10 protein-coding genes are annotated in these 12,360 nt (G+C 72.1%); 4 read left to right on the top strand and 6 right to left on the bottom strand.

The features are described from left to right. The first annotated feature begins 8 nt into the window (after positions 1–8). Genes G495_RS18280 through G495_RS18270 form a run of 4 tightly spaced genes read left to right on the top strand, consistent with a single transcriptional unit; the run spans position 9 to position 6,050 of the window. Positions 9–1,754, top strand: coding sequence for an ATP-binding cassette domain-containing protein (locus tag G495_RS18280; RefSeq protein WP_051445191.1), 1,746 nt, complete (start codon positions 9–11; stop codon positions 1,752–1,754). Next, entirely contained in the window at positions 1,751–3,463 is a 1,713-nt protein-coding gene (locus tag G495_RS0108145; protein ID WP_028587409.1) for an ATP-binding cassette domain-containing protein, read from the top strand. The genes G495_RS18280 and G495_RS0108145 overlap by 4 nt, the downstream gene beginning before the upstream one ends. Continuing rightward, complete coding sequence (locus tag G495_RS18275; RefSeq protein WP_156939641.1) at positions 3,456–4,805, top strand: HlyD family type I secretion periplasmic adaptor subunit; 1,350 nt, start codon at positions 3,456–3,458, stop codon at positions 4,803–4,805. Before G495_RS0108145 ends, G495_RS18275 begins: the two co-directional genes overlap by 8 nt. Further along, positions 4,806–6,050 carry a glycosyltransferase gene (locus G495_RS18270; RefSeq protein WP_035251404.1) on the top strand — a complete coding sequence of 415 codons (1,245 nt, stop codon included), beginning with the start codon at positions 4,806–4,808 and terminating at the stop codon, positions 6,048–6,050. Between the two features lie 115 nt (positions 6,051–6,165). Here the strand turns inward: G495_RS18270 and G495_RS0108130 are convergent, their stop codons facing one another. From G495_RS0108130 to G495_RS0108105, 6 genes are all read right to left on the bottom strand, one after another. Continuing rightward, positions 6,166–6,909: an amino acid ABC transporter ATP-binding protein gene (locus G495_RS0108130; protein WP_028587408.1), complete on the bottom strand. Its 744-nt coding sequence runs from the start codon at positions 6,907–6,909 to the stop codon at positions 6,166–6,168. After that, positions 6,893–7,783: an amino acid ABC transporter permease gene (locus tag G495_RS0108125; protein ID WP_028587407.1), complete on the bottom strand. Its 891-nt coding sequence runs from the start codon at positions 7,781–7,783 to the stop codon at positions 6,893–6,895. Before G495_RS0108125 ends, G495_RS0108130 begins: the two co-directional genes overlap by 17 nt. Before the next feature lie 66 nt (positions 7,784–7,849). Next, on the bottom strand, positions 7,850–8,590 hold the full coding sequence (locus G495_RS0108120) for a basic amino acid ABC transporter substrate-binding protein (protein ID WP_028587406.1): 741 nt from the start codon (positions 8,588–8,590) through the stop codon (positions 7,850–7,852). 213 nt (positions 8,591–8,803) lie between these two features. Further along, a complete protein-coding gene (locus tag G495_RS18265) occupies positions 8,804–10,342 on the bottom strand; it encodes an ABC transporter ATP-binding protein (protein WP_051445190.1) in 1,539 nt (512 codons plus the stop codon). A gap of 4 nt (positions 10,343–10,346) precedes the next feature. Then, positions 10,347–11,276, bottom strand: coding sequence for an ABC transporter permease (locus G495_RS0108110; RefSeq protein WP_028587405.1), 930 nt, complete (start codon positions 11,274–11,276; stop codon positions 10,347–10,349). A gap of 1 nt (position 11,277) precedes the next feature. Beyond that, complete coding sequence (locus G495_RS0108105) at positions 11,278–12,357, bottom strand: ABC transporter permease (protein ID WP_028587404.1); 1,080 nt, start codon at positions 12,355–12,357, stop codon at positions 11,278–11,280. Between the last annotated feature and the right edge of the window lie 3 nt (positions 12,358–12,360).

Raw genomic sequence — 12,360 nt, 5'->3', positions numbered from 1 at the left:
TCCCTCGCGTGAAGCCTTTCTCCATCTCGACCGGCAGGCCCCTGGCGGGCCTGCCGGTCTTCTTCCTCCGGGGGCGGCCCGCCGCGCATGAGCTGACGCGGCGCCTGCGCGCGCACCCCGGCCCGGTCGCGGAACTCTGCGTGGCCACGGCCTGTCTGAACCTGCTGGCCCTGGCCGACACGATCTACACCATGATCCTGCTGCGGCGCTACATCGCCCACGGCTTCGACGGCACCCTCGCGCTGCTGACCCTCGGGGTGCTGGTGGCCGTGGGCTTGCAGTGGCTGCTGGCCTCGGTGCGCCGGGTGCTGGCCCAGGGGCTGGGCCAGGAGCGCGACCAGGCCCTGGCGACGGGGGTGCTGGCGGCCCTGGCCGGGGCCGAGATGAGCGCCCTGCACGGCGTGCCCCGCGAGGAGGCCGCCCTGGCGGCCACGGACCTGGGCGAGGTCCAGGCCTCGTGCGACGCCCAGGCCGTGTGCGCCCTGCTGGATACGCCCTTCGCGCTGCTGTTCGCGGGCTGCATGGTCTTTTTGAGCCCGCTGCTGGCGGGCATCGTGCTGCTGGGCATCGCCGCCACGGCGCTGGCGGGCCGGGCCGGGCTGCGCGGCCTGGCCGGGCAGGGCCGGGCCCTGGGCGCCGCCCGGGGCGAGTCCCGCGCGACGCTGGCCCAGGCCTTCGCCTGCGCGGACACCGTGCGCGCCTTCCGGGGGCTGGAGCTGTGCCGCGCGGCCTTCACGGCGGCCCAGGAGCGGCTTGCCGGGCTGGTGCGCGCCGGGCAGCAGGCGCGCGGCGTCTCCCAGGCCGCAGGCATGGGCGTGGGGGTGCTGGTGCGCGTGGCGCTGTACGCCGTGGGCGCCAAGCTGGTGGTGGATGGCAGCCTGAGCGTGGCCGGACTCATCGGCGCGGCGATCATGGGCTCCTACGCCCTGTCCCGGGCGGCGGGCGGGGTGCATGTGGCCCAGCTCGTGGCCCAGGCCGCCCAGGCCATGGAGCGCCTGGAGGCTTTGGGCGCGCTGCCGCGCGAGGCGGGCGACGGACAGCGCCCCGAGGCCTTCGCGGGCGGCCTGGAGCTGCGCGGGGTGGCGTTCTCCTTTGGCGGGCCCGCCCTGTTTTCGGGGCTGGACCTGGCCCTGCCCCCGGGCGGGGTGCTGGTGGTGCGCGGGCCCAACGGCGCGGGCAAGACCACGCTCCTGCGCCTGCTGGCCGGGCTGCTGCGCCCCACGACGGGCGAGGTGCTGGCCGACGGGCGGCCCCTGGCCGGGCTCGACCCCGGCTGGTGGCGGGCCCAGATCGCCTGGCTGCCCCAGGAGCCGTTCTTCCTGCCCGGCACGGTGCGCCAGAACATCGAGCTGGCCTGCCCGGGCCTGGACCCCGCCGCCCTGCGCGAGGTGGTGCGCCGGGCGCGCCTGGAGCATTTCCTGGACACCAGCGAGCGGGGCGTGGAAACCCCGGTCGTCGCCGCCGGGCGCACGCTGCCCGTGGGCATCCGCAAGCGCCTGGCCCTGGCCAGGGCCCTGGCGGCGCCCGGCAGGCTGGTCCTGCTGGATGAGCCCACGGCGGGCATGGACGCCCGGGGCGCCCAGGCCGTGTACGAGGCCATGAACGCCATGGTCCGCCAGGGCCGGACCCTGGTCGTGGTCAGCGCCGACCCGGACATCGTCAAGGGCGCCACCCTGGTGCTGGACCTGGGCGCCTCCGGCGCCGTGGCCCGGGCCGCGCGGCCCGCCGCGCCCGGCGGGGAGGGCACGCCATGAGGGAGCTGCTGCGCAGGCTGCGGGCCGACCCCTTCGCCACGGCGCGGCTGGTGGCGGCCACGGTCCTGGTCAACCTGCTGGCCTTCGCCTCGCCGCTGTTCGTCATGCTCATCCTCGGGCAGTACGTGGAGTCGGGCTTCGACGGCACGCTGTACACCCTGTCGCTGGGCATGGGCATCGCCCTGCTGCTCCACGTGGGCTTCCAGCAACTGCGCACGCCCCTGGCCGCGCAGCTCTGCGCGGAGCCGGACCGCGCCCTGGGCCGGGCGGTGTTCGAGACCCTGGGCCGGGCCCGGGGCATGGCCCTGGCCCGGGTGCCCGAGGCCCGGCGCCGCGAGCTGGCGGGCATGGTCCACACCGTGCAGGACGCCTTCGCCCCGGCCACGGTCTGCGCCGTGCTCGACGCGCCCTTTGCGCTGCTGTTCATTTTTGTGGTCTTCGCCTTCAGTCTGCCGCTGGGGCTGCTGGGGCTGGGGCTGACCGCTGCGGCCCTGGCCGCCGGTCTGCTCGGCCAGGGCGCGGTGCGGGCCCTGGCGCGCGAGGCCGACGGCTCCGAGGCGCGCTGCCGGGCCCTGGCGGCCCAGGCCGTGGACGGGGCGGAGACCGTGCGCATGCTGCGCGGCGCAGCCTACCTGGGCGAACTGTGGAGCGCGGCCAGCGCCACGCTGCTCGGCCAGCGCCGGGCCCTGGCGGCCCTGCGCGCCCGGGGCGCCACGGCCCAGGCCATCCTGGGCACCCTGGCCCGGGTGCTGGTCTTCGCCGTGGGCGCCTACGAGTGCGTCCACGGGCGCCTGGGGTTCGCCCAGCTCATCGTGGCCAACCTTCTGGTGTCGCACGCCCTGCGCCAGACGGCCCAGCTGCTGGCGGCGGGCGACAGGCTGGGCCACGCCACCCAGGCCATGGCCGAGATCAGGGACTTCCTGCGCCTGCCCCTGGAGCCGGACCGGGGCACGGCCCTCAAGCGTTTTTCGGGCCGCCTGGAACTGCGCGACCTGGCCTTTGCCCACCCCGGCAGCACCGGGCCGCTGTTCGAGTCGCTGTCCCTGCGGCTGGGCCCGGGCAGCCTGACGGTGGTCCACGGCGACAACGGCACGGGCAAGACCACCCTGGCCCGGCTGCTGGCCGGGCTGCTGGAGCCCCTGCGCGGCGAGATCCTGGCCGACGGCATCACCCTGCGCCAGTTGGTGCCGCGCTGGTGGCGCGGGCAGCTGGCCTACCTGCCCCAGGAGCCCGACTTCCTGCGTGGCACGGTGCGCGAGAACGTGCTGTCCGGCGCCGGGGGCGACGAGGCCGCCGACGGCGAGGCCCGGCCTGCGCCGGATTTCGACGCCCTGGCCCGCCGGGCGGACCTGGAGCGCTGCCTGCGCGGCCTGCCCGGCGGGGCCGACGCGCCCCTGGACGAGGCCGGGCGCACGCTGCCCTTGGGCGTGCGCAGGCGCATCGCCCTGGCCCGGGCCCTGGCCACCGGCGGGCGGCTGGCGATCTTCGACGAACCCCTGGAGGGGCTGGACGAGAGCGGCGCCGCGGCGGTACTCTCGGCTCTGGAGGCCATGCGGACCGAGGGCGCCACCGTGGTCGTGCTGACCCACGACCCCGCCCCCTTTGCCCAGGCCAGCGTCTTCGTGGACCTGAACACCAAGCCCGTGCCCGCGATCCGGGCCGGCGCCCCGGCGCCGGCGGCTCCGGGCGGGGAGGACTATCATGGCTGAGCGCGCGGGCATGCCCCGGCCTCCCCTGGACGCCCCCGATCCTGTCGCCCCGCCTGCCCCCGCTGCCCCTGCGGGCCCCGAGGCCACGCGCACCGCGCGGGCGCTGCTGTGGCTTACCGTGGCCTTCATGGCCCTGTTCCTGCTGTGGGCCGCCGTGGGCAGGCTGGACATCGTGAGCACCGCCGCAGGCGAGGTCATCCCCAGCACCAAGGTCAAGAGCGTCCAGCACCTGGAGGGCGGCATCATCCGGGCCATCAACGTGCGCGAGGGCGATCAGGTCGCCGCCGGGCAGGCCCTGGTGGAGCTGGAGGAGACCTTCTCCGGCTCCAGCGTGGAGGAGCTTGGCGTGCGCATCACCGCCCTGGTGGCCGAGGTGGCCCGGCTGGACGCCCTGGCGCGCGGGCTGGACGCCCCGGAGTTCCCTGCGGAGCTGGCCCGCGACCACCCCGATCTGGTGGCCCGCAACCTCGAGCTGTTCAACACCAGCGCGTCGCGCCTGCAAAGCGAGCTGGCCGGGCTCAAGGAGAACGTCATCCAGCGCCGCCAGGACATCATCGAGGTCGAGGCCCGGCTGCGCAACAACCAGGAAGGCCTGCGCCTGGTGCGCGAGCAGATCAAGCTGAGCGACGAGCTGCTCAAGGAGCAGCTGACCACCCTGTACAAGCACCTGGCCTTCAAGCGCGAGGAGTCGCAGCTCGTGTCGGCCCTCGAGCAGGACCGCGCCGTGCTGCCGCGCGTGCAGTCGGCCCTGGCCGAGGCCCAGGCGAAGCTCAAGAACGTCGAGACGGGCTTCCGCGAGACGGCCCGCGAGGAACTGCTCAAAAAGCGCCAGGAGCTGGACGAATTCACCCAGCGCATGCGCAAGTTCGAGGACAGCCTCCAGCGCACGGTGGTCCGCTCGCCCGTGGACGGCGTGGTCAAGAAGCTCTATTTCGTCACCGTGGGCGGCGTGGTCCAGGCCGGGGAGACGCTGGTGGACGTGGTGCCCTCGTCGGACCGTCTGGTGGTGGAGGCCCACCTGCCCATCTCGGACATCGGCTACGTGCAGCCCGGGCAGCGGGCCATGGTCCGCCTGGCCTCCCACGACGCCTCGCGCTTCGGGCGCCTGGAAGGCACGGTGGTCCACGTCAGCCCCGACACCTTCGTGACCCCCGACGGCGGCACCTACTACTCCGTGCGCATCGAGACCCAGGGCGATTCCTTCCGCCATGGGGATTTCGAATACCGGCTCATCCCGGGCATGCTCGTGGTGGCGGCCATCCACACCGGGCGGCGCACGGTGCTCGAATACCTGCTCGACCCCTTCCTCGGCTCCCTGGGCGAGGCCCTGCAGGAGCGCTAGATGAAGGTACTGCTGACCCACCCCAATTTCCCCGGGCAGCTGCGCCATGTGGCCGCCGCCCTGGGCTCGCGCCCGGACAACGTGGTCGTCTTCGCCGCCAGCACCCCGCGCAACGACTGGCGCATCCCCGGGGTCAGCAAGCTGCGCTACGTGCCGCAGGCCGCCGACGGGCTGACGCCCCACCGGCTGGTCGGCCCGGTGCAGGAGGCCGTGCTCCAGGGCGAGGCCCTGCACCGCGCGGCCCACGGCCTCAAGTCGCGCGGCTTCAGGCCCGACGTGATCTACGGCAACTCCGGCTGGGGCAGCACGCTCTACCTGAAGGACGTGTGGCCCGACGTGCCACTGATGTGCTACTTCGAATGGTTCTACGACCCCCTGGGGGCCGACGCGCGCTTCGAAGAGCGCCCCGGGGCGGACGCCCGCTACGAGCCGCCCAAGCTCATGCGCACGCGCAACGCCGTGATCTTCAACGACCTGTGGGCCTGCGACCAGGGCCTGTCGCCCACGCGCTGGCAGTGGTCGCAGTTCCCCCAGGCCTTCCGGCCCAAGATCGAGGTGCTGCACGACGGGGTGGACACGGAGTTCTTCAGCCCCGCCCCCGGGGCCCCGCCCGGGCTGGACCTGCCCGGGGCGGACCTGACGGGCGTGGACGAGATCGTGACCTTCGCGGGCCGGGGCATGGAGCCCTACCGGGGCTTCCCGCAGTTCATGGAGGCGGCGGCCCTGGTGCTGGCCCGGCGGCCCCGGGCCCATGTGGTGGTGGCGGGGTCCGAGCGCGTGTGCTACGGCGCGCCCCGCGAGGACGGCAAGACCTGGAAGGAGCACATGCTGGAGGTGCTGGACCTGGACCGCGAGCGCCTGCACTTCGTGGGCTCGCTGCCCTACGGCCGCTACCGCGACCTGCTGCGGGCCTCCAGCGTGCATGTCTACCTCACGCGGCCCTTCGTGCTGTCGTGGTCGTTCATCGAGGCCATGGCCTGCGGCTGCGCCCTGGCGGCCTCGGACACCGAGCCCGTGCGCGAGGTCGTGGCCCACGGGCAGAGCGCGCTGCTGTGCGACTTCTTCCGGCCCGCGCAGTTCGCCGAGGCCATCTGCACCCTGCTGGACGACCGGGCCCTGGCCGCGCGCCTTGGCGCCGCCGCGCGCCAGACGGCCCTGGAGCGCTACGACCTGAAAACCCTGCTGCCCCGGCATCTGGAACTTTTGCGCCGCACGGCGCGCCTGCCCCGGAACCGCAGGGGCTGAGACCGGCCCGCCCGCCCGCAGCCCGGCCCGCGGCTGCGGCCCTGCAACGCCGCGAGGGCCCGGGGGCTTATGCCCCCGGGCCCTCGTGCGTTCCCGGCCCTGTGCCCCGCGCGGGCTAGAGGATCTGCTGCATGAACAGCCGGGTGCGCTCGTGGCGCGGGTTGGTGAAGAAGTGCTCGGGGGTGCCGGTTTCCACGATGCGCCCGTAGTCCATGAACACCACGCGGTCGGCCACCTCGCGGGCGAAGCCCATCTCGTGGGTCACCACCACCATGGTCATGCCCTCGCGGGCCAGGGTGACCATCACGTCGAGCACCTCGCCGATCATTTCGGGGTCCAGGGCGCTGGTGGGCTCGTCGAAGAGCATGATCTTGGGGCTCATGGCCAGGGCGCGGGCGATGGCCACGCGCTGCTGCTGGCCGCCGGAGAGCAGCTTGGGGTAGGTGCCCGCCTTGTCGGGGATGCCGACCTTGGTCAGCAGGGCCATGGCCGTCTTCTCGGCCTCGGCGCGCGGGATCTTCTTCAGGCGGATGGGGCCCATGGTCAGGTTCTGGAGCACGGTCTTGTGCGGAAAGAGGTTGAAGCTCTGGAAGACCATGCCCAGTTCCTGGCGGACCTTGTTGATGTCGGTCTGCGGCGCGCCCACGTCCACCCCGTCCACCACGATGCTCCCGGAGTTGATCTCCTCCAGGCGGTTGATGGAGCGCAAGAGCGTGGACTTGCCCGAGCCCGAGGGCCCGAGGATGACGACCTTCTCGCCGCGCGCGATGTCCAGGCTCACGTCGGCCAGGGCGTGGAACTGGCCGAAGTATTTGTGGACGTTCTTGATCCGGATGATGGGCTCAGTTGCGGTGGTCATAGTAGTTCAGCCTGTTTTCCATGGCGCTCACGCCCTTGGAGAGCAGCAGGGTGATGACGAGGTACACCAGGGCGACCATGGTGTAGGCCTCGAAATAGTTGAAGCTCACGCTGGCGTATTCCCGGCCCCGGCGCAGGATGTCGGCCACGGCGAGGATGGAGACCAGCGAGCTGTCCTTGAGCAGGGCGATGAATTCGTTGCCCACGGGGGGCAGGATGGTCCGCCAGGCCTGGGGCAGCACCACCAGGAACATGGTCTGGCGGCGGTCGAAGCCCAGGGACCGGGCGGCCTCGGTCTGGCCCTTGTCGATGGACTCGATGCCCGCGCGGAACACCTCGCCCATGTAGGCCCCGTAGCAGAAGCCCATGGCCGCCACGGCGGCCACCAGCGGCGGCATGTTCTTCAGGAAGTCGCAGGTGTGGGCCATGGCGTAGGCCGCGAAATACGGCCAGTGCTGGAACATCTCCATGGCCTCGTCCAGGCGCGGCAGGTCGCGGAACACGTGGCCCAGGGCGAAATAGATGTAGAAGAGCTGCACCAGCAGCGGGATGCCGCGGATGACCTCCACATAGGTCGAGGCCACGAGGTTGAAGGCCCGGTTGTGGGAGATGCGCCCCAGCCCGGTGATGAGCCCGAGCACCAGCGCCAGCATGATGGAGAACACCGTGACCTTGAAGGTCACGATGATGCCGTCGGGGAACAGGAATTTCAGGGAAGCGAAATAGGCCGGGTTGTCGGACAGCGACAGCAGGGCGATGGTGGCCACGGCGCCGATGATGGACACCCACCATGCGGAGAGCAGGCCCTTGTCCTTGGCGGACGGGATGGCCGCGCCGTCGGTGACATCAATCTTGGCCTGGGGTTTGTCAGCCATGTGCGTCTCGCAGGGTGCCGCGCCCCCGGCCCGGCAGGGCCGGGGGCGCGCATGTTGGGCGGGCGGCTAGTTGCTGCCGAACCACTTCTTGAAGATGGTGTCGTACTCGCCGCTGTCCTTCACGGCCTTGAGGGCCGCGTTGATGGTCGCCACGGTCTCGGCGTCGCCCTTCTGCACGGCGAAGCCCAGGTACTCGGGCGACTCGGGCACGATCATGAAGCCCAGGGCCAGGGACTTGGCGTACTCGGGGTTGGTCAGGGCGTAGTCGGCGGCGACGGCGTCGTCGCAGATCACGGCCTCGAGGCGCCCGGCGGCCAGGTCGGCGATGGCCAGGCCCACTTCGTCATAGGACTTGGCGCTGTCGCCCACGATGCGCTGGGCGGCGAAGAAGCCGGTGGTGCCGATCTGGGCGCCCACGGCCTTGCCCTTGAGGTCGTCCTCGGTCTTGATGGCCGAGCCGTCCTTGACCACCACGCCCTGCTTGACCTCGAAGTACGGGTCGGAGAAGTCCATGGCCTGCTTGCGCTCTTCGGTGATGGACACCGAGGAGGAGATGGCGTCGTACTTGCCGGCGGCCAGGCCCGCGAAGATGCCGTCCCAGGCGGTGTTCTGGATTTCGGCGGTGAAGCCGCCGGCCTTGGCCATGGCCTGGACCAGGTCGGGGGCGAAGCCCACGCACTGCTTGGCCTCGCTCATGAACTCCATGGGCGGCCAGGTGCAGTCGGCAGCGAAGGTGATGGTCTTGGCCTGGGCGCCGGTGGCCAGCACGGCCACGGCCATGAGGGCCAGGAAAATCCGTTTCAGCATGGTTGACTCCTCCAAGGTTGTGGGGCCGCGCAGGGTTGCGCGCCCGGTTGCGCAGGGCTGCCCGGCCCGCCGCGGCCAGCGCGGCGCCGGGGCCTTATTCCCGAATGAATTCAACTACTCCACCCGGGCCGTGATTGACAAGCCCCGGCGGAGGTTCTTCCGCCCGTGGCCCTGGTCGGGCCGGGGATGGATTATCTTTTCCTTCCCGGGCGGTTACGCCCGGGTGTCGGCTCCGTCGGCCACCCCGGCCATGAGCAGGCCTATTTTTTCCATGTCCCGGGCCTGGGCCACGTCCAGCACGGCCATGAACCGCCCGCGGAACATCACCGCCACGCGGTCGGCCAGTTGCAGGGCCTCGTTCAGGTCGCCGGTGACCAGCAGCACCCCGGCCTGCATGCGCGCGTTGAGCAGCCGGTGCCAGACCTCCTCGGTGGCGGCCACGTCCAGCCCCTGGCTGGGCTGCTCGGCCACGATGAGCCGGGGCTTGCGGAAGAACTCGCGCCCCAGCACCAGCTTTTGCAGGTTGCCGCCCGAGAGCTGGCGCGCGCGGACCTCGGGCCCGTGGGCCGCGACGTGGAAGCGGCGGATGATGGCCCGCGTGGCGCCCAGGGCGCTCTTCTTGTCCAGGAACAGCCCGGGCGCGAAGCCCTTGCGCGTGGTCAAAAGCACGTTGTCCACCAGGTCCAGCTCCGGGCAGGTGCCCATGCCGAGCCGGTCTTCGGGGATGTGCGCCACGGCGCCGTTCCACGGCGGATCGCGGAAGAAATCGGCCCACGGGCGGCCCTGTACGCGCACCTCGCCCGCAGCCGGGGCCGCCAGCCCGGTGACGGTGTCCACCAGGGCCTTCTGTCCGTTGCCCGCCACGCCGACCACGGCCACGATCTCGCCCCGGCGCAAGGTCAGGTCCAGCCCGTCCAGCCCGTTGCCCGCCAGGCCTTCCAGCTCCAGCACCGCCTCGCCCAGGGGCGCCTCGGAGCGCTCGATCTCCAGCAGCACCTCGCGCCCGACCATGCGCCGGGCCAGATCGTGCTTGGAGGTCACGGCGGCGCGGGCCACGGTGTCCACGATGCGCCCCTTGCGCAGGATGGCCACCGTGTCGGCCACTTCGAGCACTTCTTCGAGCTTGTGGCTGATGAAGACGATGGCCTTGCCCTGGCGGGTCATCTCGCGCAGGGCGGCGAAGAGCTGGGCCGTTTCCGTGGGCGTCAGCACGGCGGTGGGCTCGTCGAAGATGAGCACGCGGCTGTCGCGGTAGAGCAGCTTGAGAATTTCCACGCGCTGGCGCTCGCCCATGGACAGGTCGGCCACCCGCGCGCGCGGGTCGATGCCCAGCCCGTAGCGCGCGGCCAGCTCGCCCACGCGGCGCTCCATGTCGCGCGGGCGCACCAGCAGGCCCTTGTGCCGCCCGAGCAGCACGTTCTGGGCCACGGTCATGCGGCCCACGAGCATGAAATGCTGGTAGACCATGCCGATGCCTGCGGCGATGGCCTCGCGCGGGGAGCGCAGGCGCACCGGGGCGCCGTCGAGCAGGATGCGCCCGGCATCGGGTGCAAACACACCCGAGAGCATGCTCATGAGCGTGGACTTGCCCGCGCCGTTTTCGCCCAGCAGGGCCAGCACGCGGCCCGCGTGGATGTCCAGGGTGATGTCCTGGTTGGCCTGCACGGGCCCGAAGGATTTGCCGATGCCCTCCAGGCGGACCAGGGGCTGGGGCGCGGCGGGGGCGGAGGTGGATGCGGCGGGCTGGGTCATGGCGTCATCCCTCGGGCTCGATGTTCACGCCCAGGGCCGCCGGGGCCGCGCTGGAGCTGGCGCCGCGCCCGCGCAGGGCCGACAGGACCAGGGCCAGCACCGTCAGCGCGTAGGGCAGCATGAGCAGGAAGGAGGAGGGCACGTTGGTGCCCGAGGCCTGGAGCCGCAGCTGGAAGGCCATGACCCCGCCGAAGAGGTAGGCTCCGAACATGGCCCGCCCCGGGCGCCAGAAGGCGAAGATGACCAGGGCCACGGCGACCCAGCCGCGCCCGGCGGTCATGCCGTTGGTCCACAGGTGGGTGTAGGCCAGGGACAGGTAGGCCCCGCCCAGGCCGACCAGAAAGCCGCCCGTCAGCACGCCCGCCCAGCGCAGAGCCACGGGGTTCAGCCCCGCCGCGGCTGCGGCCCGGGGGTATTCCCCGGCGGCGGTCAGCCTCAGGCCCGGGCGGGTGCGGTGCCAGAAGAGCCAGAAGAGCGGGGGCAGGGCGAAGGACAGGTAGACCAGGGCGTCGTGGCGGAAGAACACGTCGCCCAGGACGGGGATGGCCGAGAGCACCGGCACGGCGAAGGGCTCGAAGCCCGGGGCGCTCTGGCCGATGAAGGGCGTGCCCAGGTAGTTGGCCAGGCCCACGCCGAAGATGGTCAGCGCCAGGCCCGAGACCGTCTGGTTGCCCAGAAAGTGCAGGCAGACCACCCCGTGCAGCCCGCCCACCAGGGCCGCCGCGCAGCCCGCCGCCAGCAGCCCCAGCCAGGGCGAGCCCGTGGCCTGGGCCGTGAGGAAGGCCGCCAGGGCGCCGACGATCATCATGCCTTCCACGCCGAGGTTGAGCACCCCGGCGCGCTCGGTGAACATCTCGCCCAGGGTGGCGAAGAGGATGGGCGTGCCGGACTGGATGGCCGCCGCCAGCAGGGGGATGATCAGCGCCAGTTCCATGTCAGCTTTCCTTGGCCGCCCGGGCCCGGGCGGGGCGCAGGCGGTAGCTGTTGAAGAACTGCCCGGCCAGCACGGTGAGCAGGATGAGTCCTTCCATGATGTCGCTGAAGGCCGCCGGAACGCCCAGCTCCAGCTGCACGTTCTTGCCGCCCACGCGCAGCGCGGCCAGGAAGAACGAGAACAGCGCGATGCGCGCCGGGGACAAACGCGCCAGCCAGGCGACCACGATGGCCGTGAAGCCGTAGCCGACCATCAGGCTGGGTTGCAGCCGCCCGGTGACCGCCGAGGCTTCCAGCAGCCCGGCCCATCCGGCCAGGGCGCCGCACAGGGCCATGACCAGCAGCACCAGGGTGTTGTAGGGCATGCGCGCGTAGCGCGCGGCGCGCAGACTCTCGCCGCTGGCCTTGAGCTCGAAGCCCAGGCGCGTGCGCGTGAGCAGCACCCACAGGCCCACGGCGCAGACCACGCACAGGGCCAGGCCCCAGTGCAGACGCGTGCCGGGGAAATGGCCGACCACGGCGGCGGGCACGAACTGGCTGGTCATGGGGAAGCCGAAGCTGGCCGGGTCCTTCCACGGGCCGTAGACCAGGTATTCCAGGACCAGGATGCCGATGTAGTTGAACATCAAGGTGGTGATGATTTCGTTGATGCCCAGGCGCAGCTTGAGCCACGCGGGCACGGCGGCCCAGGCCCCGCCCGCCGCGGCGGCGCACAGGAACATCAGCGGCAGCAGCAGGACCCCGGGCAGCCCCGGAAAGGTCAGCGCCGCCCAGGTGGCGCCCACGGCGCCCAGGGCGAACTGGCCTTCGGCCCCGATGTTCCAGACCTGCATGCGGAAGGTCACGGCCACGCCCAGGGAGCACAGGAAGATGGGCACGGTCTTGAGCAGGGTGCTTTCCACCGCGTGCCACGCGCCGAAGGCGCCGGACCAGAGCATGGCCAGCCCCTGGAGCGGGGCCTTGCCCTGGGCCGCGAGCAGCAGGCAGCTCACGCCCAGCGACACGGCCAGGGCGGCGGGAAAAATGAAAATGGAGCCCCAGCGCGGGGGCTCCATTCTCCTTGTGACGGCGAGCCCGAACATCGG

This window comes from Desulfocurvus vexinensis DSM 17965 (assembly GCF_000519125.1).
In the GTDB taxonomy this organism is placed as follows: Bacteria; Desulfobacterota; Desulfovibrionia; order Desulfovibrionales; family Desulfovibrionaceae; genus Desulfocurvus; species Desulfocurvus vexinensis.
The sequence above is the reverse complement of the archived record's forward strand: the minus strand, read 5'-3'. Positions and strand labels throughout refer to the sequence as shown.